The organism is Parabacteroides provencensis (assembly GCF_900232875.1).
GTDB classification, from domain to species: domain Bacteria; phylum Bacteroidota; class Bacteroidia; order Bacteroidales; family Tannerellaceae; genus Parabacteroides; species Parabacteroides chinchillae.
The window spans coordinates 1,349,073-1,373,668 of record NZ_LT960488.1 but is presented as its reverse complement, the minus strand read 5'-3'; the positions used below and the strand labels follow the sequence as shown (position 1 = coordinate 1,373,668).

At 41.2% G+C, this 24,596-nt stretch carries 22 protein-coding genes and 1 tRNA gene; 7 read left to right on the top strand and 16 right to left on the bottom strand.

Features of this window, described 5'->3' with window-relative positions:
• Positions 1-38: 38 nt before the first annotated feature.
• Complete coding sequence (locus CTY47_RS05990; protein WP_099463860.1) at positions 39-410, bottom strand: winged helix-turn-helix transcriptional regulator; 372 nt, start codon at positions 408-410, stop codon at positions 39-41.
• A gap of 255 nt (positions 411-665) precedes the next feature.
• Between CTY47_RS05990 and CTY47_RS05985 the strand changes: the two genes are divergently transcribed.
• From CTY47_RS05985 to CTY47_RS05970, 4 genes are all read left to right on the top strand, one after another.
• Positions 666-1,316, top strand: a complete 651-nt coding sequence (locus tag CTY47_RS05985) for an NAD(P)-dependent oxidoreductase (protein WP_099463859.1) — start codon at positions 666-668, stop codon at positions 1,314-1,316.
• An 18-nt stretch (positions 1,317-1,334) separates the two neighbouring features.
• Positions 1,335-2,168, top strand: coding sequence for a hypothetical protein (locus tag CTY47_RS05980; protein WP_099463858.1), 834 nt, complete (start codon positions 1,335-1,337; stop codon positions 2,166-2,168).
• Positions 2,169-2,232: 64 nt separating this feature from the next.
• A complete protein-coding gene (locus tag CTY47_RS05975; protein WP_099463857.1) occupies positions 2,233-2,637 on the top strand; it encodes a pyridoxamine 5'-phosphate oxidase family protein in 405 nt (134 codons plus the stop codon).
• Between the two features lie 10 nt (positions 2,638-2,647).
• Complete coding sequence (locus tag CTY47_RS05970; protein WP_099463856.1) at positions 2,648-3,490, top strand: RteC domain-containing protein; 843 nt, start codon at positions 2,648-2,650, stop codon at positions 3,488-3,490.
• A 381-nt stretch (positions 3,491-3,871) separates the two neighbouring features.
• Here CTY47_RS05970 and CTY47_RS05960 read toward each other — a convergent pair whose 3' ends face one another.
• The 3 genes from CTY47_RS05960 to CTY47_RS05950 form a co-directional block, all read right to left on the bottom strand.
• Positions 3,872-5,098, bottom strand: coding sequence for a site-specific integrase (locus tag CTY47_RS05960; RefSeq protein ID WP_099463854.1), 1,227 nt, complete (start codon positions 5,096-5,098; stop codon positions 3,872-3,874).
• Between the two features lie 270 nt (positions 5,099-5,368).
• Positions 5,369-5,441, bottom strand: a tRNA-Lys gene (locus CTY47_RS05955).
• Positions 5,442-5,518: 77 nt separating this feature from the next.
• On the bottom strand, positions 5,519-6,664 hold the full coding sequence (locus CTY47_RS05950; RefSeq protein WP_099463853.1) for an AI-2E family transporter: 1,146 nt from the start codon (positions 6,662-6,664) through the stop codon (positions 5,519-5,521).
• Between the two features lie 51 nt (positions 6,665-6,715).
• Between CTY47_RS05950 and dacB the strand changes: the two genes are divergently transcribed.
• The gene (gene dacB / locus CTY47_RS05945; RefSeq protein ID WP_099463852.1) at positions 6,716-8,176 is read left to right on the top strand and encodes a D-alanyl-D-alanine carboxypeptidase/D-alanyl-D-alanine endopeptidase; all 1,461 of its coding nucleotides are present in this window, start codon (positions 6,716-6,718) and stop codon (positions 8,174-8,176) included.
• Here dacB and CTY47_RS05940 read toward each other — a convergent pair.
• The 12 genes from CTY47_RS05940 to CTY47_RS05885 all read right to left on the bottom strand — a co-directional run bounded on the left by CTY47_RS05940 (position 8,173) and on the right by CTY47_RS05885 (position 21,074).
• Positions 8,173-8,937, bottom strand: coding sequence for a LytR/AlgR family response regulator transcription factor (locus tag CTY47_RS05940; RefSeq protein WP_099463851.1), 765 nt, complete (start codon positions 8,935-8,937; stop codon positions 8,173-8,175). The genes dacB and CTY47_RS05940 overlap by 4 nt on opposite strands.
• On the bottom strand, positions 8,937-10,004 hold the full coding sequence (locus tag CTY47_RS05935) for a sensor histidine kinase (protein ID WP_099463850.1): 1,068 nt from the start codon (positions 10,002-10,004) through the stop codon (positions 8,937-8,939). The genes CTY47_RS05940 and CTY47_RS05935 overlap by 1 nt, the downstream gene beginning before the upstream one ends.
• A 217-nt stretch (positions 10,005-10,221) precedes the next feature.
• A complete protein-coding gene (locus CTY47_RS05930; protein ID WP_099463849.1) occupies positions 10,222-11,442 on the bottom strand; it encodes an ABC transporter permease in 1,221 nt (406 codons plus the stop codon).
• 12 nt (positions 11,443-11,454) lie between these two features.
• Positions 11,455-12,195, bottom strand: a complete 741-nt coding sequence (locus CTY47_RS05925) for an ABC transporter ATP-binding protein (protein WP_099463848.1) — start codon at positions 12,193-12,195, stop codon at positions 11,455-11,457.
• A 4-nt stretch (positions 12,196-12,199) separates the two neighbouring features.
• Positions 12,200-13,417 (bottom strand): efflux RND transporter periplasmic adaptor subunit, encoded by a 1,218-nt coding sequence (locus CTY47_RS05920; RefSeq protein ID WP_099463847.1) that lies wholly within the window; start codon positions 13,415-13,417, stop codon positions 12,200-12,202.
• A 12-nt stretch (positions 13,418-13,429) separates the two neighbouring features.
• On the bottom strand, positions 13,430-14,749 hold the full coding sequence (locus tag CTY47_RS05915) for a TolC family protein (RefSeq protein ID WP_099463846.1): 1,320 nt from the start codon (positions 14,747-14,749) through the stop codon (positions 13,430-13,432).
• Between the two features lie 165 nt (positions 14,750-14,914).
• The gene (locus CTY47_RS05910; RefSeq protein ID WP_099463845.1) at positions 14,915-15,466 is read right to left on the bottom strand and encodes a chromate transporter; all 552 of its coding nucleotides are present in this window, start codon (positions 15,464-15,466) and stop codon (positions 14,915-14,917) included.
• A 3-nt stretch (positions 15,467-15,469) separates the two neighbouring features.
• Positions 15,470-16,000, bottom strand: coding sequence for a chromate transporter (locus CTY47_RS05905; protein WP_099463844.1), 531 nt, complete (start codon positions 15,998-16,000; stop codon positions 15,470-15,472).
• A gap of 5 nt (positions 16,001-16,005) precedes the next feature.
• On the bottom strand, positions 16,006-17,592 hold the full coding sequence (locus CTY47_RS05900) for a S41 family peptidase (RefSeq protein WP_099464100.1): 1,587 nt from the start codon (positions 17,590-17,592) through the stop codon (positions 16,006-16,008).
• Positions 17,593-17,615: 23 nt separating this feature from the next.
• On the bottom strand, positions 17,616-18,089 hold the full coding sequence (gene coaD / locus CTY47_RS05895) for a pantetheine-phosphate adenylyltransferase (RefSeq protein WP_099463843.1): 474 nt from the start codon (positions 18,087-18,089) through the stop codon (positions 17,616-17,618).
• On the bottom strand, positions 18,076-19,941 hold the full coding sequence (locus CTY47_RS05890) for a DNA topoisomerase IV subunit B (RefSeq protein ID WP_099463842.1): 1,866 nt from the start codon (positions 19,939-19,941) through the stop codon (positions 18,076-18,078). Before CTY47_RS05890 ends, coaD begins: the two co-directional genes overlap by 14 nt.
• Positions 19,942-19,946: 5 nt before the next feature.
• Positions 19,947-21,074, bottom strand: coding sequence for a hypothetical protein (locus CTY47_RS05885; protein WP_099463841.1), 1,128 nt, complete (start codon positions 21,072-21,074; stop codon positions 19,947-19,949).
• Positions 21,075-21,268: 194 nt separating this feature from the next.
• Between CTY47_RS05885 and CTY47_RS05880 the strand changes: the two genes are divergently transcribed.
• On the top strand, positions 21,269-22,180 hold the full coding sequence (locus CTY47_RS05880; protein ID WP_099463840.1) for an SMP-30/gluconolactonase/LRE family protein: 912 nt from the start codon (positions 21,269-21,271) through the stop codon (positions 22,178-22,180).
• Positions 22,181-22,286: 106 nt separating this feature from the next.
• A complete protein-coding gene (gene rnr / locus CTY47_RS05875; protein WP_099463839.1) occupies positions 22,287-24,470 on the top strand; it encodes a ribonuclease R in 2,184 nt (727 codons plus the stop codon).
• Positions 24,471-24,596 lie beyond the last annotated feature (126 nt).

Genomic DNA, 24,596 nt, shown 5'->3' with positions numbered 1-24,596 from the left:
TGTCCCCAAATAGCATTACAGCATTATTATACAAATGCTTATGGCTTTTTTCTGTTATGTATTCTATCTGTCAAAATGGTGTTCATGTTTTCTTTTGCCCACACAATCAAACTATTGATATGTGGTAGTAATGAGATGGCTCTATCGGTTAGTGAATATTCAACTCTTGGTGGCACTTCTGCATATACTTGTCTTTTGACAAACCCGTCCTCCTCAAGAGTTCTCAAAGTCATAGTCAGCATTTTTTGTGAAATGTCGGGGATGTTTTTTTGCAAAGCGTTAAAGCGCATTAATGCGGACTGGTTTAATGTGAAAAGAACTAATATAGACCATTTGTCACTTATGCGAGCAAGTATATTCCGAATGGGGCAATCGGGATATAATTCATTTTGAATTTCTGTTCTTACCATAACACTTATATTTTTATATTACGCTACAAAAGTAACTAACATTCTCCAAATCAGCAAGGATAAGTTTTTTGATTACTTAAATAGTGTTAAATACATATTTCACAAATTCTTCATAGTCAATAATAGTTTCATGCGGGTAACTATCTGAACACAAAGTGCCTTCTTGTATAACTAAAAAAAGAACTTCATATTTGCATTCGAAAAGAGATAAACAATCTTTTAGATAGTAATATTGATTATTAAATATTTATAGTTATGAAAAATGTAGTATTGATTGGAGCAAGCGGTTTTGTTGGAACTGCAATCCTTAATGAGTTATTGGACAGAGGTAACAAGGTTACAGCAATAGTTCGCAATCCCGAAAAGATTGCAATTAGCAACTGTGATTTATCAGTAGTTAAAGCAGATGTATCTGATGTGGAAACGATAGCCGCTACTTGTAAGGGAAAAGATGTTGTTATCAGCGCTTATAATCCCGGCTGGACAAACCCCGATATTTACGAAGAAACGTTGAAAAACTATCCATTAATCCTCAAAGCTGTAAAGCAAGCAGGTATTAAACGACTGTTGTGTGTCGGTGGTGCTGGTACTTTATTCTGCGCTCCGGGGCTTAGAGTGGTGGATTCGGGTGTAATCCCTGCTGAAATAATGGGTGGGGTGAAGTCTTTAGGTGAGTTTTACTTGAATACATTGTGCAACGAAAAAGAAATCGACTGGGTATTTTTCTCTCCTGCCGGAACTCTTGAACCGGGACAACGCACAGAAAAATTCCGTTTGGGAAAGGATGACCTTATTGTTGACGAAAATGGGAACAGTCATATTTCTGTAGAAGATTATGCAGTTGCAATGGTAGATGAAATGGAGCAGGCAAATCATCATCGGGAACGTTTTACTATCGGTTATTAATAATAAGATTTAGAAATTATGAAAAAGATGTTTTTATTCTTACTGGCTTTTGTGGCAATTGTAGCAGAAGCACAGACAAAAGGAAATTTTGAAGTTTTGGATTTAGGTAGTTTCAAGCTTCATGTATATAATACGAATGATGCGCTTGGAGATGCAAGTTACATTATAGAAGGCAAGACCGGGCTTGTTACTTTGGAGCAACCGTTGTTTAAAGATAATGTATCGGAATTTGATGCTTATGTGGTTTCATTAAATAAACCTGTACAGAAAATCATCACCGACTATCATGTGGGCGGAACGGGCAATCATGATGTTGTGATGATTGAGGGAATGCCGGATTTTGTCAAGGGGACTGTTTACGGTGGAATGATGCAAAATTTTGCAAAAATATTTGGCGATGCCATAGTTCCCATGCCGACCGGAAAAACAGAAGAAGTTCCTTTGGGAAGTACTCAAAATTGGAATGGAGTGAAATTCTCTTTTCAAAAAGGAGCTTCAACAGATTTTCCTGCGGCAAGTATTATAATAGGTAACAAGGTCTATTACACACACTGGACGCCTGTTAAATCTCATGTCAGCCATTTACAAATATCTTCTTTAGCTGCGATTGATGCAGAAATAACAGAAGCGGAGAGGGCTTTAAAATCCGGTTGTGAATATTTTATTGGCGGACATGGGGGTGCTGTGAAAAAAGATATGGTAGAATTTAAAATTGATTATTTGAAAACGATGAAGCGTATAATTGCAGCAAATAAAACAGCCGATTCATTTATCGCAGCCATGAAAAAGGCTTATCCCGATCTGCCGGGAGAAGCCGGATTAGCAGATTTAGCTAAGACTTTATACAAGTAAATCAAGTTCATGTTCAATATAAGGTTACTGTCGGTAGCCTTATATTGTTTAAAACAAACGCAATATGGAAAAAGGATTAAGTTTTTTAATGAGCCATAAAGATGTGGCTTTTGCCACAGTAGAGGATGATAAACCGAAAATTCGTGTTTTTCAGATTATGAAAAGAGAAAAGGCTACGCTTTATTTTACCACAACAACCTATAAGGAAGTTTATAAGCAATTGCAAAAGAATCCTTTTGTAGAATTGCTTGCTATGGCTGGAAATATTTCAGTAAGGGTAAAGGGAAAAGCTGTTTTTGATGTTCCTGATAACATAGGAGAAGAAATCTACGAAACAAATCCGATTCTGATGCGCTTGTATCGTTCATATTCGGACTTGGTGTATTTTCGTTTGGATATTAGCGAATTGGATTATTATGATTTAACGCCGACACCTCCTATATTTGAGCACTTTGACAACAAAAGATAAATGATGTTTTATGCAATTTGTAGATAAAATATTATTTCAAATCGATACGGAAATAGAAAAAAACGGCATAAATGATTGTACCGGTATTGATAGTGCTTTGTATATGATGCGTTTTATTCGACCTTTATGCGATGAACTGAGAAAATACATATCGGCTTATAAGTTTGCGAATGAAGCGGAAGAAATCAACTTCTTTAAAGAACAGAAACCCGAAGTGTTGAGCAAATATTTGTATTACAATAAAATATATGTCATTGAAAGTAAATATCCTACGGGCAGTGATGTTGCGCAAAGAGAATATTTATATAAAGAATTGGATAGTTTGACGTTTTATTTCAGTAGGAATTTGGACTTTTACCAGTATTACCGTTCTAAATCTACTTATTTGGATAGGTACTATTTTACCCGAAATCAAAATGATTTACGAATATGTACAGACAGTTCCCATATTGATAAAGACCCTCTATATTCAACCGGGTATGATTTTAAAGTGGCTAAAATTATTACCAACGAGCTGTTGAAAATCTACTTGACTAACAGATTGCAGGAATTGGAGCGTATTGTGCAGCGCAAAGCGGACAACGGGCTGATTGCAGAAACTATTTTGCGTTGGACTGGCTCTAAAAGGGCATTGGTGGAACTTATTTATGCTTTAGAAGCGAATGGGGATTTTAATAAAGGAACGGCTACTTTAAAAGAGATTGCAGGATATTTTGAAAATGTGTTCAGTATAGATATTGGTGATTTATATCATTCTTATTTAGAAATGCGAAGCCGTAAGATAAATAGAACCCGATATTTGGAAACATTGCAAAAAAGTCTGCTCCGAAGAATGGATGAAAACGATACATGATGCGAGTTTTATTTTCTTTTCGCAAGTAATTATATTCTTGATAATAAATAAACCATTCAGTATTTCAATCAATATTGAATGGTTTATTGTTTTCATTCAATCCTGCCATATTGAAATCTTGCTTTCAATCAATCAAGCTATCAATATTTCAATAAAACAAGATTGCAGAATTACAAAAATAAACTCATCGGTCGGGGAACGCCCAGCGGCAAGGGGCGGGACCACCCGTCCCGACGAGCGAAAAAATCTTTAGTTAGGGAATGTCTTTCTTTCATTGGCAACACGACTTCGGAGTGAATTTGCCCAAGGTGTTTTGCGGCACGGAAAACAGATTTGTGTGCCACAAATCACACCTTGCTGTTATCTGACGATAACACGATTTCATTGGCTGGCAGTCCTGTGTGGAACATCCAACTTTTGAGCCAATATTTCCATGTCGCTACTTACTTTCAAATCGGTAATCCTCGCATAAATTTGAGTAGTTCTTATGTTGGTATGACCTAAAATCTTAGATACAGTTTCAATGGGAACACCGTTTGCGAGCAGCACCGAAGTGGCGCACGAATGCCGGGCAACATGGTAGGTCAAGGTCTTTTCAATTCCGCAAATGGCTGCGATTTCTTTTAAGTAATCATTCATTTTCTGATTGCTGATAACTGGTAAAATCTTACCGTTTGGCAATTTGTCTTTGTACTTTTCCAATATGGCTTTTGGTATATCCAGCAATCGGACGGTAGATGTAACATTTGTTTTGTGTCTTTTCCGTATAATCCACAAATTACCGTCAAATCCGGTGCGAATGTCCTCCTGCTTTAACTCGCATACGTCAATGTAGGAAAGTGCCGTGTAACAACTGAAAATGAACAAATCACGTACCTGCTCCAACCGTTTAGAGCTAAACTCGTGATTGTAAATAGCGGTAATTTCTTCCATAGTCAGATAATCTCTATCGGTACGCTCAAACCTTACCCGATAACTCCCGAAAGGGTCGGCAGTCACTAAACCCGTATTCTTGGCAAAGTTTACCACCGTGCGAAAGCGTTGTACGAACTTCATAGCCGTATTATGGCTACAATTGTAGTTGTTTTTGATATACAGCAAAAAGTCCTCAATGAACACTACATTAATATCTTTAATCAGTATATCAGAAACCGAATACTTGAACTTCATAAATTCGACAAGCCGTTTCTTTGTCAGTTCGTAACGTGAATAGGTTTTGTCTGCGGTATTCATTTTGACCTTTTGCAAATACTGCTCGTTGTGCTGTTTGAAGAACTCTATCAAAGTCCGTTCCCTTGCTATCTTGCCTAAAAAAGCGTTCTTAACCAGTTCTGCGGTTACATATCCGTCTTGCGCCATTAACGCATGGTAATGTTGATGAACTGTGCTACGAATACTTTCCAGCATGGAATTGATGTGTACAGCTTCTGCGGTTCTGCCGGAAGCCTTGCCTAATTCCACGCTCCAGTGAGCCGGATTTATTTCCAGTTTGGTGTTAAACTGGGCTACAACTTGGTCGATAGTGATACGTGCGATAATCGGTGCATTACCGTTCTTCTTTACTGCATTTCGTTTGACGAAATAGAGTAGCTTAAAAGTACTTCTCATAATCTCTTTTTTTAGTTACAAACTTAAATTGATAAACTGAAAATGAGATATTTGCAGTACGGACAAATCAGGACAACAAACCGCCAATTTGGGACATTCCGTGACCTAAAATCTTAGAGGGTGGACAGGTCACGAATTGGTCACGAAAGTGTGTCTTTTTGTGACCTTTTCGTGTCTTAGGTCACAGACATTATACAAAGAAAAACTCCTACAATACCTTGATATTGTAGGAGTTGTACATTTACTGTCCATTTCTGTCCAGCGTTTCTGTGATCCGCCTGGGGTTCGAACCCAGGACCCCATCCTTAAAAGGGATGTGCTCTACCTGCTGAGCTAGCGAATCATCCTATGCGTTACTTCTGTAATGCGGGTGCAAAGGTAGGGATATTTTTTATATATGCAACACTATGCGCATTTTTTTTACTTTTTAGGCTCTGTTTTTTCGCCTGATGCTGTTGGATTCTTTTTCTTTTTATCAATTACACTACTTTCTTCCATGAGGATAAAACGTTTGTAGTAGGATAAAAACAGGGTGGTAAGCGGTAAGGCTACAATCAGTCCGACAAAACCGAGCAAGGTTCCCCAAATAGATAAAGACAATAAAATAATGGCAGGATTCATTCCCATAGCTTTTCCCATGATACGGGGGGTGAGGTATAAATCCTGTATGCATTGTACGATTCCCAGAACTAAAATGCCGGAACCGAATATCATCCAGAAGTTTTCCCCTGTCTCTGCTGATTTAAGGAGGCTCAACAAAACCATGGGGATTATTCCGATTGCTTGCATGTATGGAATCAGATTAAGGAATCCGATAAACAAACCTAACACTACGGCCAGCGGAAATCCTACGATTTTGAATCCGATAGCAAATAAGATCCCAACGCACAGCGCTATTAATGATTGTCCGCGGAAGTAGCGGTTCATACTATATTCTACATCCTCGGCCAAGTCTTGAACGAATGGGCGGTAACGCGATGGTATTAAATGGATCCATCCATTGGCAATGCGTTCGTAATCCAGTAAAATGAATATAAAATACAGGAAGATTACAAAGATAATTGTAATACTGAAGAGGACGGAAAAAGTATTTGTCAATAATACCCACATTTGGGGAGCAATTTGTTTAATTGCATTTTCGATATTTTCTTTGCTCATTATCTGTACCAACTGTTCCGGGTCTACATGCTTGTCTATAAATTCTACCCAGGCACTTGGTAGTAAAGGTATGTGATTATAACCATTGTGTTCTTTCATGAGTTCAAGCGTCCGGTTTATCTCTTGCGTGACAGATGGCACTACTATTATTCCCATTAATGCAATAATCAATATGGTGGATAATAATACTGCGATAATTGCCAGTATACGGCTTTTTAATTTCATCTTATATTGGAAAAACCGGACAAATGGTTGCATCAGATAAGCAAGTAGCCAGGCGATAAGGAAAGGCAATAAGGCATTACGCAATAGTGCGATCAGGTAGATAATGCCGGCAAGGGTTGCTACGCTGAACAGAATGCGCACTACTCTGTCGAATGTAAACGGTTTATCGAATAGTGGGTTCATATTTAATTTTTTATCTTTGTGGACAAAGATAGTAAAGTAAAATAGATTGAGATGATACACATTAAAATATTAGGCTTCTGCTTGTTGATTTGCTTATGTTGGCCTGCAAATGCACAGCCTTCGCAACCCGTAAAACAATTATTACGTAATCCATATATGAAGGGAGCAACATTCTCTCTTGTTGTAAAGGATTTGCAGGACGGGAAAATTGTACATAGTTATGAAGAAGACAGGCAGGTTTCTCCTGCTTCTGTGATGAAGACAGTTTCTACGGCTACTGCCCTTGAAATTTTAGGAGAAGACTATCGTTTTCCTACTTCATTGGAATATGATGGCACTATTGAAAACGGTGTGCTGAAAGGCAATTTATATATTAAAGGCAGCGGCGATCCTTCATTAGGTTCTTCCCATTTCGGGCAAGAAGCCAATTCGTTTCTTCCGGCCTGGATCAATGCTATTTATAAAGCCGGCATACGCAAGATAGAAGGAGCTGTTATTTCCGACGAAAGTATCTTTGATTCCGAAGGCTCTTCTATCAAATGGCTGCGTGAGGATATGGGTAATTATTATGCACCCGGAAGTTACGGCATTTCAATATTTGATAATATGTATAGATTATCGTTTAAAACCGGATTGGCGGGCAGTAAACCAGTGTTGGTTGATAGTGACCCCGATGTTTCGTATATCCGTTTTCATAATTATATGACGGCAAGTCCTGTGTCGTCTGATAGTGCATATATTATTGGTGCTCCGTTTTCACCGGAACGTTATTTGTATGGAGTGTTACCGGCTAATAGGGATCGTTATCAGTTGAAGGGCGATATTCCTGATCCTGCTTTGTTCATGGCACAATATCTGACTGATGTGTTAGGTAATGAAGGAATTATGGTTTCGGGTACGCCTTCGTGCTACCGGATAGAGAAAGAAGAGGACAGGTGGAAAGGCAATGCGGAAAAGACTGTGATTGTGACTACTTATTCTCCGGCTTTGGCCGAAATAGCGAGTGTTACAAACCACGTAAGCCATAACTTATTTGCTGATGCGCTGCTGAAAACGGTGGGTTTGCAATATAAGCCGAAGAAGAATGAGGTGATCTCTTCTTTTAAGCGCGGCGTGCGTGTCGCGAAAGAATATTGGGAGAAGAAAGGTATAGATACGTTTCCCCTGTGGATGTATGACGGTAGCGGATTAGCGCCGGCCGATAAAGTTTCTGCCCGTTTTATTACGGATATGTTGGTATATATGGCCACAAAGTCGGGTGTTTCTGATGCATTTATTGCTTCTCTGCCGCAACCTGGTCTGGAAGGTTCGGTTCGCAATTTTTTAAAAGGCTCGAAACTGCAAGGCAAATCACGTTTAAAAAGTGGCGGTATTACCCGGGTAAGAAGTTATGCCGGCTATGTCACCGTAGGCGGAAAGAAGTATGCGGTTGCTGTTTTCTCCAATAACTATTCATGTAATATGGGACAAATGACAAAAGAGCTGGAACGGCTGCTATTGCAGTTGTTTTAAGGCAATAACGATCTTTGTCCCAGAAATTCCATAAACTTCTGTTTATAGTTGTCGGAGATGGGAATATATTCTTTGCCGAATACGATGCGGTTACGCTCAATAACTTTTATCTTTTCGGGTTGTACGATGAATGAACGGTGTACGCGGATGAAATGATCTGCCGGCAACATCTCTTCCATCGACTTCATACTCATTAACGATAGGACAGGACGGGACTCGTCTTCAACATATATCTTTATATAGTCCTTCAGGCCTTCGATGTAGAGTATCTTGCGTAGCTCTATCTGTACCAACTTGTATTCTGTCTTGACAAAAATGCTTTCGATGGAAGAAGGTGCGGATGAGGCTGTTTGTATATGTTCGCTATCCGGTTTGGTTGCCGCCTGTTCGTTGCTTTGCAATAGTTCATACCACTGTAGTGCTTTATTTGCAGACTTCAGGAAGTCCGGGTAACTGATGGGTTTCAGCAGATAGTCGAGGGCGTTTACCTTGTAGCTGTCTACTGCATATTGCTCAAAAGCTGTTGTGAAAATAATACGGGTACCTGTGCCCAGCATTCGTGAAAACTCCATACCGCTCAACTCTGGCATCTGAATATCCAGGAATAACAGGTCGACAGGTTTGCTGCTAAGCTCCGGTAGCGCATTGACGGCGCTATTGTATTTACCATGCAGTTCCAGGAAAGGAGTTTTCAATACATAGCTTTCCAGCAGGCTTACAGCCAACGGTTCATCATCTATTATGGCACAAATTAACTTCATTATAATTTCAATTCTAACGTACAATTATACACTTCTCCTTCCTGCCCGTATGTGAAGATATGACGGGAGGGATAAAGTAATTCCAAACGGCGTTGGAGATTGAGAAGCCCGATGCCCGAACCGCTTTTGTCTTGCGTGGCATCTTTGGGAAAATAACTGTTGCGGATGGTGCAGGTAATGCGGTCTTTTTCCTGATATATATCTATGTCTATAAAAGACGGCTTGTTGTTGCTTACACCATGCTTAAATGCGTTTTCGATAGGAGAGATAAATAGTAACGGAGCTATTGATACGCCTGTTGTATCTTCCTGGATATTTGTTTTGAGTTGAACATGTTCCGGCAGGCGGATGCGCATCAACTCTACATAGTTGCGGACGAAGTCTAAATCTTTTTCAAGCGATACAAGTGGCTGGCTGCTTTCATAAAGTACGTAACGAAGCAGGCGGCTTAGGTCGTGTACGGCCCCTTGTGCCCGTTCGGGGCTAATGGCAATCAGACTGTAAATATTATTCAATGTATTAAAAAGGAAGTGCGGGTTAAGCTGACTTTTCAGGTTCTGCAATTCGGCCTCGGCACGGCTTGTCTCCAACTCTTTGCGCATAGATTCCATTTCGTACCATCCGCCGGTCATTTTTATGGCAACGCTCAGCCCGGCTACCAATGTGTAGAGGAAAACGTTTACGACTAAGAAACCTACCACGTCCTGCCATTCACGTTCCGGTCGGGGATGATGCCATTCCGGGGGAGGAAGTAACTGAAAGACCAGGTGCACCGCAACCATTGTAAAAGCTATCAACAGTATGTTGCTGGAAAAGAAACGCCACGGATGCTTTGAGAACAAAAAACGATTCACCAGCAGCAGGTAGTTTACGTAGAACACAAGCATAAACGACAACGGAACTATTTCCGAACGGACATAGTTCAGCAGGTTCAATTCTTGTTGTTGCTTGCCGGTGAAGAAGAACGGGAGGCCGAACAGTAATCCCCAGGCTACAATATGAATCAGACGTCCGACTCCTTTGTAGGGCGGCTTTGCCGGTATTGCTATGTTTTCTGTTGCATTCATAAAAACAAAGATAGTTAATTGCTATTGTTTTATATAGTATCTGGTCGTGTTTTTGTCGGTAAGTAATAACCGTTCGACGGCCGCCGGACGACCGTTCTCCAGGCAGCGGACGATTGTCCGGCGGCCGTCGAACGGTTGTCCGCTGACTGGAGAACGATTATTTGCCTGGCACAAAGTGGCTACTTCTTCTTTATAAAATACTTAAAAGAACCGGAACTTATTCGTAGCGTATGGCTTCAATCGGATCGAGTTGTGCCGCTTTTTTGGCCGGATACCATCCAAAGAATACACCGGTTACGGTACAAACTGCGAACGAAAGAACCACGCTCCACGGCTGAATGTAGATTGGGAAATGGGCAACCCCGTTAACAACAAGGGCTGCCCCGACACCCAATACTACGCCTATTAAACCGCCAGTTACACTTATAAGTATGGATTCTATCAGGAATTGCGCCAGTATATCGATGCCTTTGGCTCCGATACTCATACGGAGGCCGATCTCTCGGGTACGCTCCGTAACGCTGACGTACATAATATTCATAATGCCGATTCCACCAACGAGCAACGAAATACCCGCCACAGCCGCCAACAACACCGTCATCATGTCCGTAGTACTTGTCAACATCGTGCTCAGCTCCTGCTGGCTACGGATTGTAAAGTCGTCATCTGCACCTTCTTTCAACTTGTGGTTGCGGCGGAGTATCTCCGTTATCTCATCAATGGCCTGGTCGGTGTATTCTTCTTTTAGGGCCGAACAGGTAATGCCCTGCAAATGGGTAATGGCCAGAACTTTCTTTTGTATAGTTGTGTATGGAGCTAAGATAAGGTCATCCTGGTCCATTCCCATGCTATTATATCCTTTGCTTTCCAACACTCCAACGATGCGGAAAGGTAGTTTCTGAAATCGGAATACTTTTCCTACCGGATTTTCTCCTCCCGGGAAAAGATTGTCTACAACGGTTTTACCTACGACACAAACCTTGGCTGCGGTTTGTATATCCTGTTCGGTAAACATGTCTCCGTCTTGTATCTTATAACGGCGGATGTCCAGATAATCGGGGCTGACGCCATAAACGGTAGTCGGGGCATTATTGGCTCCGTAGATGGTTTGCCCGCTACTGTTTACCGTTGGAGATGTGTATGATATGAAACGGGTCTCGTTCACTATGTCTTCGTAGTCGTTGAGCTTTAGAGTTTCCATTGCGGAAGCATCCTGGCGTACGCCACCCCGGATGTCGGCTCCCGGGTGGATCATTATCATATTAGATCCCATTTCGCTTATCTGTGCCTGTATGCTTCGCTTCGAGCCTTGCCCGATAGCGAGCATGGTAATGACGGATGCCACGCCGATAATGATGCCGAGCATTGTCAGGAATCCGCGCATTTTGTTATTGGCAAGTGCCCTGAGAGCTATCTTTATTAAGTTTGTCCCGTTCATTTTCGTTTTATTTTAATCGTCGTTTTTTGGTAATCGTGCCAGTGCTTCCGCTGCGTTCAGTACGTTAGTATTTACCATGTCGGAAGTAACGTGTCCGTCCCGCAACGTGATGTTGCGGCTACTGTACCCTGATATTTCCGGATTATGTGTTACGAAGATGATAGTACGCCCTTCGGCATGCAGCTTCTGGAATAATACCAGTATCTCGAAACTGGTACGCGTGTCCAGGTTTCCTGTTGCTTCATCGGCAAGTATTACCGCCGGATCATTTACCAGTGCACGGGCGATGGCTACACGTTGCATCTGCCCTCCTGACATTTGGTTGCTTTTATGCTCTAATCTATCACCCAAGCCAACGGCAATCAGTGCGTTGACTGCCTTTTCTTTTCTTTTTGCGGCACTGTAATTCGGATTATACATCAGGGGCAGTTCCACATTTTCTACTGCGGTGGTCTTCGGCAGCAGGTTATAACTTTGGAAGACAAAGCCGATTTTACGGTTGCGCAACGTTGCACGGGCATTCTTTCCCATCGTCCTGACAGAAACACCATCCAGATAGTATTCGCCGGACGTAGGTGTGTCGAGGCAGCCCAGTGTGTTTAGCAACGTGCTCTTTCCTGATCCGGAGGTTCCCATGATGGTGACGAACTCGCCTTCGTGTATGGTGAAGGAGACGCCACGTAAGGCATGGACGATTTCGTCGCCGACCCGGAAGTCACGTTTGATATTATCCAGTTTGATGATCTCTTTCATTGCTTTATTTCTTTTTCTTGCTTCCCGGAGGGCCTGGCATGAACGGGCTCTTTTCTGCCATTTCGGGAGACGGGGTTACAGTGGCAGAAGCGAGGTCTACTATTATTTCTTCTCCTTCTTTCAATCCTTCTGTTATCTCGATATGATTGCCGCTTGTGGAGCCTACGGTAACAGTGCGAGGCTGCAGCTTCTGCCCTCCTTTTACCCATATCAAACGCTTCCCTGCGGGAGTTTCCTTGTTTATATCTGTGACTGTAATGCCCATTGGTGTAAGTATATTTTCGTCAGGAACGAAGCGAAGGGCTTTAGTAGGGATAGTCAGCACGTTTTCTTGTTCCATTGTGTAAATCGTAACATTGGCTGTCAGTCGGGGTTTTAGCTTCAAGTCCGGATTGTCGGCTGTGATAACGACTTCATAAGTTACAACAGTGGAAGAGGAAGATGTCGAACTTGTGTTGCTATTGCTGCTGTCGCCCAGACGTATCTGTTTCACTTTTCCTTCGAATACGTCGTTAGGGTAAGCATCGACGGTGAAACTAACGCGTTGCCCGTCTTGTACGTTGCCTATATCAGCTTCGTCTACATCGGCTATTACCTGCATCTTGGTAAGGTCGGCGGCGATGGTGAACAAGGTTGGTGTTTCAAAGCCGGCGGCAACGGTTTGCCCTTCTTCAACAGCACGGTCTATAATCACGCCGTCTATCGGGCTGGTGATGGTTGCGTATTCCAGATTGCGGTTAACCTTTACCATAGCTGCCTGGCTTTGGTCGTATGCAGCTTTTGCCTTCTCGTAGTTGTAAGTTGCAGTTTCGTAGTCGGAATCACTGATCAGCTTCTTTTCGTAGAGTACTTTGCTGCGGGCATAGTTCTTTTGTTGATATTCGAATTCCGTTTTGCTGCTTGCCAGCCCGGCCTGTGCCGATGCCAGCTCTGCTTTCAGGTTTACCTTATCCATTTCGGCAATTAGCTGTCCGGCTTTTACTACATCATTGTAGTCTGCATACAATTTATCAATGATACCCGAAACCTGTGTACCTACTTCTACTTCGGTAACCGGTTCTACGGTACCTGTGGCTGTAACCGTATTGGTAATGGAGCCACGCCCCACTTTGGCCGTCTCCAGTTTTATACCGCCTTTTGATGATTTGCCCATAAAGAGATAGACTCCTCCAATGATGAGCAACATGACGATAATACCGATAATTAGTCTCTTTTTGTTCATATCTGATCTGTTTTATTTCATTCCCACATCAATTGGTTTCTTCTGATAGAGATTCAACAGTTGTATACTCATTACCGCCATATATTTGGATTGCAATACTTCCTGTTGTGCGGTTAGGTAATTGTTTTTCTCTGTCAGCAGTTCCACCGTGTTTTTCATTCCGAGAAAGAATTGTTCTTCGGTCAGCTTGTAACTTTCCGAAACATATTTAAGACGTTCCGACGCGGATAAATATTGGTTTTGCGAGGAAGTTGCATCCAGGTAAATACCTTCAACCGTTTTCAACAATGCTTTTTGTGTATTAAGCAGTTCGAGCTGGCTGGTTGTGATAGCTAGTTTTGCTTTGTTGTAGGCCGTTTTGTGCTCCCGGTTGCTGAATATAGGAATACTTAATGTAAGACCTATGCTTTCGTTAAACTTATTCCACATCTGGCTGCCAAAGGTATAATCGGTGCCTGACAGGTGCCCGGTTCCTATGCCTGCATTCATCGATAATGAAGGAAGATAGCCGGCACGTGCCTTTGTCTTTTCCAGTTCGGCAATGCCGATAGAGAGTTGGCTGCTTTTTACTTCCGGCATTACAGCCAATGATGTATTGTAGATTGTTTGCTTATCGGGTAGGGGAAACATGATCTCTTTCTCGGTAATATCGGGAGCAGCCAAATGAATGTCTGCATTGATATCCAGTTCCAGTAATTGCTTTAGTTGCAATTTGTAATTATCCAGATTGGTTTGGGCTACTACCAGCTGGTATTTGTCTGTACTGTATTGACTCTCGAGTTGAGCAAAATCTACCTGGGATATGGAGCCAGCTTTGAACAGTTCTTCGGCGCGATCGCGTTGTGCTTTGGAAACTTCTACCGTATTTTTATTAATCCGGACAGCATCCATTGCATACAATACTTGCATGTAGGTCTGGATAAGTGAGATCTGAATGTCGTCTTCGTTTTGTTCAATGCTCAGTTCGTCTACTTTATTTTGTATCTGTTGTTGCTTGATGCTGCTGGTACGGCGTCCGCCATCAAATAAAGTCCAATTTGCATTGACGCTGTAATTTCCCGTATAGCTGTTATTGCTTATGGCATCGGAAGAAGGATAGTTAACATATCCCTGGGTAACGGATGCGTTAAGCGAAGGAAACAATTGTGCTTTTGCCTGTTTTGTATCTTCTATACCGGACAGGTGGGTTACTTTGCTTTTCTTTACCTGGATATTATGTTCCAAGGCATAGTTCAGGCAGTCACGGAGTGTCCATTTGTCTGGTTGATCCTGTGCCTTCATTCCTGTACTGAGGAAAAACAAACATGCTAATAAGAATGAATATTGTTTCATAATGCCTTCGTTTTCTGTCTGTATTACGAAAGCAAAAATAAAAAACCGCTTTTCCTCTTACAATTATAGTAGAAGGAGAGGCGGTTTGTATAGACAAATGTGTTAAATCTATCGACAACGGATAGTTTTGTCCATTGTAATTTTCCGCAGGTCTGTTATATTCTCTTACCAATAAAGCACGATTCCTGCGGCGCCGGCAAGCAAAATCATCAATATAGGGTTGACTTTAAATTTCCAGGTAAGAAGAAAAGCGGCTCCGAAGATAAGGAAGCTTTTATAGTCTATAAAGTTCTCTTTATTCATTAACATCAGGGCTGCGGCTGCTATTAATCCTACTGTGGCCGGACGTAGTCCTGTAAAAGCGGCGGCCACATATTTATTGTTTTTGAATTTGGAAAAGAAATAAGAGATAATTAGTACCAATATAAAGGAGGGCAGACATACGGCAAAAGTAGCCAGGCTGGAACCTAATATACTCATACTTTGTGAATAACCGGCATTATGGATAGCTGTATAACCTATATAGGTGGCACTGTTGATGCCGATAGGGCCCGGAGTCATCTGGGATATGGCTACAATGTCGGTAAATTCCTGTAACGAGATCCATTTGTATTGGTCTACAACATCCGATTGGATTAAGGAAAGCATGGCGTACCCGCCGCCAAATCCAAAGATTCCGATTTTCAGATATACGTAAAACAGCTGTAACCAAATCATATCTCAATACTTTTTTATTTTTAATCCATAATATAATCCGCCAATAATAGCTGCAAGGATAATCCATATCGGCGATACATCGCCTAACCATATTAACAGTGCAGCCCCTATAGGAATGACCATCTGTGCATAACTTAGCTTAATGGAACGAGCGGTGGTAAGGCATGGAACTGCTATCAGTGCTACCACGGCCGGACGCAAGCCTTTAAATGCCTTTTCTACCCATACATTATCCTTAACTCCGGTGAAGAATAAGGCAATGGCTAGAATGATAAGGAAAGAAGGGATAATAGTCCCCAGTGCACAAATGATACTTCCCGGAGTTTTCTTCAGTTTATATCCAACGAAGATTGAAATATTTACAGCAAATATGCCCGGTAAAGACTGTGCTACCGAGAATAGGTCGATAAAGTCTTCTTTCGAAAGCCATCCTCTGTCTACTACTTCACGTTGAATAAGAGGAATCATAGCATAGCCGCCTCCGATAGTAAATGTCCCGATCTTAACGAATGTCAGAAAAAGAGTCCAATACATAGCAATTATTTTGTCAGGATAGTAGAATACGCAGCCGGATCGTTAATGATGCGTAGGGCTTCCTGATAACTTGCATTGTCGTCGTTTATGATCTGGAAATACTGAGCCATGTCATATAGATCACGTGCAATAAGGGCTTTTATCTGAAGCATGATAAGCGGCTTGGAGCGGTTATATTGCTCTTCGTTGAACTCGATCTTCTCTTCTTTTGCCATATTCAGGAGATCCTGCATGATATCATCCGTGATGATGAAATCCTGTTTATATTGTGGAAATTTATGATATTTCTTTGTCATTTCTGCACGATTATGATCTAGGTAATTCATCGCAACCCGGTTTACTAACCCGGATGCTACCAGTTTGCGATGATAGTCTGTGTAACGGGACGTATCTACCGGAATGAAAACGTCGGGCATGATTCCGCCTCCGCCATAAACCGTGCGTTTATTAACTAATGTGCTATACTTCATTGAATCGGGAAAGTGAATACTGTCTGCACTCATTAGCTCTCCACGATTATAACGGTCTATCAGGTCGTGCTGGTATTCTTCGATCTTTCCGTTTTCGTAAGGCTTTTGAATACAGCGTCCGGTTGGTGTGTAATAGCGGGCAACGGTTAAGCGGATCATGGATCCGTCGGGCAGGGGAATAGGTTTTTGCACTAATCCTTTACCAAAAGTGCGGCGGCCTACAATTACTCCGCGATCCCAATCCTGAACAGCACCTGACAGAATTTCACTGGCGGAAGCAGACGCTTCGTCTACCAATACAACAAGACGTCCGTCTTCGAAACCTCCCCGGTTGGTGGATTTCGCTTCTTCACGTGATTGTTTGCTACCTTCGGTATAGACGATGAGTTTATCTTTTCCCAGAAATTCATCAGCTAAATCGATTGCAATATTCAGATAGCCTCCGCCATTGCCTTGCAAGTCCAGAATCAGATTCTTCATGCCTTGTTTCTTCAACTTTTCCAAAGCTTCACGAAACTCATCAGCCGAAGAAGCGGCAAAGCGGTTTAATTTGATATAACCTGTATTTTTGTCTGCCATATAAGCTGCGTCTAAACTGTATACCGGAATTTTGCCTCTGGTAATTTTAAATTCTATTAATTCCGGTTTATTGTTGCGCTGCACTTTCACATTTACCTCCGTTCCTTTGGGACCGCGCAAACGTTTCATAATGTCTGTTGTTTTCATGTTTACACCGGCAATCAGTGTGTCGTCAACCATAATGATACGGTCGCCGGCCATTAATCCTACTTTTTCGGATGGTCCGCCGGGAATTACCTGGATGACGTATAATGTATCTGTCAGCATATTGAATTGAATGCCGATACCGTCAAAGTTCCCTTGTAAAGGTTCGTTCATTTCTTTCGTTTCCTCCGGATCCATGTAGTTTGAGTGAGGGTCTAGTTTATCTAATATGCCTTTGATAGCATCTTCAACCAGCTTACTGTCATTTACGGGGTCTACATATAAATTGGAAATGGCATATAACGCCATGGATAACTTGCGGGCATCTTGATTTACCGGCTGGGCTTTGACAGAAGTAAACGTTACGACTGCCAAGAGCAATACTATAAGTTGTTTCATTCGTTTATTAATTTCCTGATTCATTAATACAATTCTGTTTCTTTAGGGACAAACAGGGAAATGTCTTTTCCGTATCGTAAAAGTTCACGTACAATACTAGAACTGATATGTGTATGTTCCGGTTCGGTAAAAAGGATAAAAGTTTCGATTCCTGTAAGTTTACGGTTTACGTCGGCAATTGTCTTTTCATATTCAAAGTCGTTTACCGTACGGATACCGCGCAGAATAAAATGGGCTCCTACCTCAAGCGCAAAATCGACTGTCAGTGAGTTGTAGGACATAACTTTTACCCTTGGTTCGTTTTTGTATAGGTTTTGGATTGCCTCTATTCTTTTTTCAAGTGAAAAATAGGTTAGTTTCTTATCATTTATACCGATGGATATGATGATTTCGTCCACTAACGTCAGTCCCCGGGTTACTAATGACCGATGTCCGATGGTAAAAGGATCGAACGTCCCCGGAAACAGTGCTATTCTTTTATTTTCAACTGACAACATCTTCTTCTATTACAAGGTTATCTATAATGAAATTTTGTCGTTCCATTGTATTTTTGCCCATGTAGAATTCCAGCATTTCTTTTACGGAGTCTTCTTTCTTCATGGTTACCGGATCGAGACGAATATCTTTACCTATAAAGTGTTTGAATTCGTCCGGCGAAATTTCTCCTAATCCTTTGAACCGGGTAATTTCCGGGTTTTTGCCTGCTGCCTGTATGGCTGCCAAACGTTCTTCCTCGCTATAACAGTACCATGTTTTTTGCTTGTTACGTACGCGGAAAAGTGGTGTCTGCAATATATATACATGGTTACGCTTGATCAGATCAGGGAAAAATTGCAGGAAGAAAGTAATCAGAAGCAAACGGATGTGCATACCGTCTACATCGGCATCTGTTGCAATAATCACCTTGTTATAACGTAATCCTTCCAGACCGTCCTCAATATTCAGAGCTGCTTGCAGCAGGTTAAATTCTTCATTTTCGTAAACGATCTTTTTGGTAAGTCCATAACTGTTTAATGGCTTACCACGCAGACTGAATACTGCCTGAAGATTCGGATCACGGCTTTTGGTGATGGAACCGCTGGCCGAATCTCCCTCTGTGATAAAGATACTGCTCTCTTCTGTCCGTTCTCCTTTTGTGTCGTTTAAATGGATACGGCAGTCACGCAATTTACGGTTATGCAAATTTGCTTTCTTGGCGCGTTCACGTGCCAGTTTGGTTACACCGGCTATTGCTTTGCGTTCTTTCTCTGCTTCAAGTATTTTATGTAAAAGAGCTTCTGAAGTATCGGCATTCTTATGGAGGTAGTTGTCCAGTTCTTTTTTGATAAAGTCTCCGATAAATTTGGCTACTGTCGGACCTTCCGGTCCCATATCTTTAGAACCCAGTTTTGTTTTGGTCTGGCTTTCAAATACAGGTTCTTCTACCTTAATACTGATTGCCGCCACAATTCCGGCCCGGATATCCGAATATTCAAAATTTTTGTTGTAATATTCTTTAATAACGCGTCCTACAGCTTCACGGAAAGCTGAAAGGTGTGTTCCGCCCTGTGTGGTATGTTGTCCGTTTACAAATGAATAATATTCTTCGCCGTATTGGTTGCTGTGTGTAATAACCAATTCGATATCTTCTCCTGTCAAATGGATGATCGGATATAAAGGGTCTGTTGTCATGTTTTCATTTAACAGATCAACCAGGCCGTTGCGTGAATGGAACTTCTTTCCGTTATAAGTAATGGTAAGGCCGGAGTTCAGGAAAACATAATTTTTTAATAAGCTTTCAATGAACTCATCCTTATATTGATAGTCTTTGAAGATTTCGCGATCAGGAATAAAGTAAACCATGGTTCCGTTTGCTTCCTCTGTTGGCTGTATACCTGATTCTTCTGTAATGATGGCCTTGCTGTATTCCACTCGTTTGCATTCGCCGTCACGATAACTGGTGATTAGAAAATAGCTGCTTAATGCATTTACAGCCTTGATACCTACACCGTTCAATCCTACTGATTTCTTAAATGCTTTGCTATCGTATTTGGCGCCTGTATTCATCTTACTGGATACATCGACAACCTTGCCGAGGGGAACACCTCGTCCATAGTCGCGTACGGTAACAGAACCTTCTTCTACGGTAACTTCAATGGTCTTACCGTAACCCATCATATATTCGTCGATGGAGTTATCCAGTACTTCCTTCAACAATACATAGATTCCATCGTCTGCATAACTTCCATCTCCAAGTTTACCGATATACATACCGGGACGCCGGCGGATATGTTCCATCCAATCCAGTGTCTTGATGTCATCGTCGTTATACTCTGTTGGTTGTTGTATAGTTGAATTCAGTTCGTCCATATTGATTATAACTTTTTTATAAATGCTCTTCTTGATTTGTGATGTTCACGTTTGAAGTAATCCCATTGGGCTTGTACGGCGCTGTTAGTTTCCAGTTCGGGATTACTTTCTGCATAAACAGCTCCTATGCTTTTGTATACCGGAATCAAATCATTAAAAAGTAATGCGTTTACGCCTTTGCTTTGATATTCAGGCAAAACTCCGGTTAGGTATAAGTCTATTACTTTAGGTCTGCTTTTTAGCCCTTTCAGCAAATGAATCCATCCGAATGGAAACATGTGCCCTTTTGCTTTTTGCAATGCTTTTGACAGGTTGGGTAACGATATCCCGAAACCGACCACTGAATTGTCATCTTCTTTTATGATAAGAGTAACCAGGTCAAAACGGAGCATCGGGATATACATGTTTATATAATAATCGATTTGTTTTTCCGTGAGCGGAGCAAAACCATATAAAGGTGCAAAAGCAGCATTTAATGTATGGAATACCTGTTTGGTATAAGGCATAATTTCTTTGGCATTCTTAAATTTCATTACTTTTAATCCATATTTCTGCTTTACAATTTCTCCGATGCGCAAATGTTTATCGGGTACACCGTCTGGAATATAGATTTTAAATTCGTGCCAATCCTGATCTTTCTTGAATCCGATACGTTCTATCTGCTTAGGATAATAAGGATAGTTGTATATGGTAGCCATTGTGCCGATTTGGTCGAAACCTTCTATTAACATGCCTTCGTGATCCATGTCCGTAAAGCCCATTGGCCCGTGAATTTCTTCCATGCCTTGTTCGCGTGCCCATTTTTCTACAGCTCCGAACAGGGCGTCAACTACTTCGTTGTCGTCTATAAAATCCACAAAACCGAAGCGTGCACGTTTCTGTCCCCAGACTTCATTGCTCGGATGGTTTATCATTCCGGCAATACGGCCAACAATTTTACCGTCTTTATAGGCTAGAAAGTATATTGCATCGCAAACTTCAAAGGCCGGGTTCTTTTTTTTATCTAATGTAACCATCTCTTCGTCTATCAAGCCAGGCACATGATAGGGATTCCCTTTATATAACTCGATATTAAATTTAACGAACTTCTTAAGTTCTTTCTTTCCGGTTACTTCTTTAATTATTACGCTCATCCATCATTCAATTAGATTGGCAAATTTACATAAATAAATTGATTGTGTAAATAAATAATGACGCTTAGGTTTTAAAGTTGTTGATTAAAACCGTATGTTTGTATGAGCATGATATATACCTTGTATAGAGAAAACCAAAAATAGTTAGCAATTACATGAAGTTTTTATTATTTAATTTATTAGCATCATTAACTATGCTTTTAGGAAATTCTTGTGTTAAGGCCCCAAAAGTTCTCACTGCCGAGAAGGTGTTTGAAGTTGAAGCTGTGACAGGCGAAGGATCAATCTGGCATCCGGACCGCCGTTCTTTGTTTTGGGTCGATATTGAAGGAAAAACACTTTATGAATATTTTCCTTCGAAAAAAGATTGTAATGTGCGAACGTTTGATCGTATGATATCGACAGTTGTTCCTGAGACTGACAGTACTGTCATCGTTGCTTTTCAGAATGAGATAGCCCGTGTAAATTTGTGTAACCAGTCTGTTACTTCAATTGCCTCGATCCCTGATGAAAATGGTACTATCCGTTGTAATGATGGAAAATGCGACCCGGCAGGGCGTTTATGGGTTGGAACCATGAGCCTGAATGCTACCCCTCAGGCAGGTAAATTATATTGTGTACTTCCGGATGGAATGGTAATAACTAAAATTACAAAAGTTTCTATTTCCAATGGAATCGTGTGGTCGGCAAACAAAAAATATATGTATTATAACGATACACCGACTCGTAAAATAGTGCGTTACCGGTATGACGTTAGTAATGACGATATACTTTATGACGGCGTTGCTGTCAGTATTCCTTCGGAGCAAGGCCTGCCTGATGGAATGACTATAGATAGCGAAGATAATTTATGGGTTGCCCAATGGGGAGGATTTGGTGTATATTGCTATAATCCGTATACAGGCGATTTGTTGGCGAAAGTGGAAGTCCCGGCTCCAAATGTTACTTCTTGTGCATTTGGAGGCAGAAGCATGGATGAACTGTATATTACTACGGCTCGTTCGGGTTTATCTGACGAGGAATTGAAGAAATATCCGTTAAGCGGAAGTCTTTTCTATTGTAAGCCAGGAGCAAAAGGTATACAGGCCAATTATTTTAATGAATGATACAAGTCTTTTTATCAAATTAATTTAAACGTAAACAGGATATCAATTATATTTGTTTACTTTGTAAAAGAGATATCTGCTTATCTCTTTTTAAACTAGAAGATTTATGACAAAGAACAAATCCGGAAAGAAGGGTAACAAAGAAAAGAAGGAAAAGAAAGACAAGGGAAAAAGCAAACGAATGAGAAAAGAGGCTATGATACAAGCCACAATCTCTGTTTTCCAATCTTCTCCGAAAGAACCATTCAATTACAAGCAAATAAGTAAGATTATAGGACTGGAAAGCCAGGTACAGAAGTTGCAGGTTGTAGACATCCTTTATGATCTGGCAGCCGAAGATATTATTACTGAAATTGATCGCGGACGTTATCGGTTGAATGGACTGGGAACTGTTGCTGTTGGTTTATTTATGCGCCGTAGTAATGGTAAAAACTCTTTTATTCCCGAAGACGGAGGAAGCCCGGTATTTGTTGCCGAACGAAATTCCGGTCATGCTATGGACGGAGATAAGGTAAAAGTGCAACTTTTTGCTAAACGAAAAGGTGCCGAACCTGAAGGCGAAGTTGTGGAAATACTGGAAACAAAGGAACGTACTTATGTTGGAAAACTTCAAGTTTCCGGCAGTTTCGCTTTTCTTATTACAGAAAACAAAACGCTGGCTAATGATATTTTCATTCCGAAAGAAAAGCTAAACGGAGGGAAAAATGGAGATAAGGCTGTAGTGCGTATTGTTGAATGGCCGGAAAATGCTAAGAATCCGTTGGGCGAAGTAATTGATGTATTAGGCGCTGCCGGACAAAATACAGCTGAAATGCATGCTATTTTGGCCGAATTCGGTTTGCCGTATAAATATCCTGTGAGTGTAGAAAAGGCAGCAGATAAAATTTCTGATAAAATTTCTGAAGAAGAGATAGCGCAACGTGAAGACTACCGTAATATATTGACTTTTACGATAGACCCGAAAGATGCGAAAGACTTTGACGATGCTCTTTCTGCTCAACGTCTTGAAAATGGCAATTGGGAAGTGGGTGTTCATATTGCTGACGTAACGTATTATGTCAAACAAGATAGCTTGATTGATAAAGAGGCTGTAAATAGGGCTACTTCTGTTTATCTGGTAGATCGTACCATACCTATGTTGCCTGAAAGGTTATGTAATCAGATATGTTCGCTTCGTCCGGATGAAGAAAAACTTTGCTTCTCTGCAATCTTTGAATTGGATGAGAATGCAGAAGTGAAAAACTCACGTATTTGCCGTACGGTTATTAAAAGTGACCGGCGTTTTGCCTATGAGGAAGCTCAGGAGGTAATTGAAACCGGCGAAGGGGATTGCAAAGAAGCGATTCTGGCTTTGAATGAACTAGCCAAGAAGTTGAGGGAGAAACGTTTTAAGAATGGCGCCATAAACTTCGATCGTTATGAAGTTAAGTTTGAGATAGACGAAAATGGCAAACCGATCCGTGTTTACTTTAAAGAATCAAAAGAAGCGAATAAGCTGATAGAAGAGTTCATGTTGCTGGCAAACCGTACGGTTGCCGAATTTATAGGCCGTCCTCCTAGAGGCAAAGCTAAGAAGACGTTTGTTTACCGTATTCATGAATTGCCCGATCCGAATAAAATGGAAAACTTTGCCAGTTTTATCCGCCGTTTCGGATATAAGTTGAAGACAGAGGGAAATAAGGGCGAAATATCAAAAGGAATTAATAGCTTGTTGGATTCGGTGCAAGGTAAACCGGAAGAAAACCTGATTGAGACTGTTGCCATCCGCGCAATGCAGAAAGCAAAATACTCAACGGATAATGTTGGCCATTATGGTCTGGCGTTCGATTATTATACTCATTTTACATCTCCTATCCGCCGGTACCCGGATATGATGGTACATCGTTTGCTGGAACGTTATCTGGCAGGCGGGCGTAGCGTAATAAAGAGCAAATATGAAGAACTTTGCGACCATTGTTCTGAAATGGAACAAGTGGCTGCTAATGCGGAACGTGCTTCTATTAAATATAAACAGGTAGAGTTTATGAGTGATAAGTTGGGCATGGTATTCGACGGTGTTATTTCCGGAGTGACCGAATGGGGATTATATGTTGAGCTGAATGAAAATAAATGTGAAGGTCTTGTTCCTATTCGCGATTTGGATGACGATTACTACGAGTTTGATGAAAAGAACTATTGTCTGATCGGTAGACGTAAGAAGCGTAAATATCAATTAGGCGATTCGATCACAATCAAGGTGGCACAAGCAAACCTGGAACGGAAACAGCTGGATTTTTTATTAATGGAATAAAGGTCGAAAGACTTATATCAGGAAAACAAGAAAGGGACTGCTTCGCTATTCATGAAGCAGTCCCTCTTGATTGTTGCGGGGATAGTATTACCTTCTATTACTGAATTATCTTTATTACAGCCTGTA

Coding starts and splice junctions, on each gene's coding strand:
- CTY47_RS05990 (WP_099463860.1), bottom strand. CDS start 410: ATGGTAAGAACAGAAATTCAAAATGAATTATATCCCGATTGCCCCATT.
- CTY47_RS05985 (WP_099463859.1), top strand. CDS start 666: ATGAAAAATGTAGTATTGATTGGAGCAAGCGGTTTTGTTGGAACTGCA.
- CTY47_RS05980 (WP_099463858.1), top strand. CDS start 1,335: ATGAAAAAGATGTTTTTATTCTTACTGGCTTTTGTGGCAATTGTAGCA.
- CTY47_RS05975 (WP_099463857.1), top strand. CDS start 2,233: ATGGAAAAAGGATTAAGTTTTTTAATGAGCCATAAAGATGTGGCTTTT.
- CTY47_RS05970 (WP_099463856.1), top strand. CDS start 2,648: ATGCAATTTGTAGATAAAATATTATTTCAAATCGATACGGAAATAGAA.
- CTY47_RS05960 (WP_099463854.1), bottom strand. CDS start 5,098: ATGAGAAGTACTTTTAAGCTACTCTATTTCGTCAAACGAAATGCAGTA.
- CTY47_RS05950 (WP_099463853.1), bottom strand. CDS start 6,664: ATGAACCCACTATTCGATAAACCGTTTACATTCGACAGAGTAGTGCGC.
- dacB (WP_099463852.1), top strand. CDS start 6,716: ATGATACACATTAAAATATTAGGCTTCTGCTTGTTGATTTGCTTATGT.
- CTY47_RS05940 (WP_099463851.1), bottom strand. CDS start 8,937: ATGAAGTTAATTTGTGCCATAATAGATGATGAACCGTTGGCTGTAAGC.
- CTY47_RS05935 (WP_099463850.1), bottom strand. CDS start 10,004: ATGAATGCAACAGAAAACATAGCAATACCGGCAAAGCCGCCCTACAAA.
- CTY47_RS05930 (WP_099463849.1), bottom strand. CDS start 11,442: ATGAACGGGACAAACTTAATAAAGATAGCTCTCAGGGCACTTGCCAAT.
- CTY47_RS05925 (WP_099463848.1), bottom strand. CDS start 12,195: ATGAAAGAGATCATCAAACTGGATAATATCAAACGTGACTTCCGGGTC.
- CTY47_RS05920 (WP_099463847.1), bottom strand. CDS start 13,417: ATGAACAAAAAGAGACTAATTATCGGTATTATCGTCATGTTGCTCATC.
- CTY47_RS05915 (WP_099463846.1), bottom strand. CDS start 14,749: ATGAAACAATATTCATTCTTATTAGCATGTTTGTTTTTCCTCAGTACA.
- CTY47_RS05910 (WP_099463845.1), bottom strand. CDS start 15,466: ATGATTTGGTTACAGCTGTTTTACGTATATCTGAAAATCGGAATCTTT.
- CTY47_RS05905 (WP_099463844.1), bottom strand. CDS start 16,000: ATGTATTGGACTCTTTTTCTGACATTCGTTAAGATCGGGACATTTACT.
- CTY47_RS05900 (WP_099464100.1), bottom strand. CDS start 17,592: ATGAAACAACTTATAGTATTGCTCTTGGCAGTCGTAACGTTTACTTCT.
- coaD (WP_099463843.1), bottom strand. CDS start 18,089: ATGTTGTCAGTTGAAAATAAAAGAATAGCACTGTTTCCGGGGACGTTC.
- CTY47_RS05890 (WP_099463842.1), bottom strand. CDS start 19,941: ATGGACGAACTGAATTCAACTATACAACAACCAACAGAGTATAACGAC.
- CTY47_RS05885 (WP_099463841.1), bottom strand. CDS start 21,074: ATGAGCGTAATAATTAAAGAAGTAACCGGAAAGAAAGAACTTAAGAAG.
- CTY47_RS05880 (WP_099463840.1), top strand. CDS start 21,269: ATGCTTTTAGGAAATTCTTGTGTTAAGGCCCCAAAAGTTCTCACTGCC.
- rnr (WP_099463839.1), top strand. CDS start 22,287: ATGACAAAGAACAAATCCGGAAAGAAGGGTAACAAAGAAAAGAAGGAA.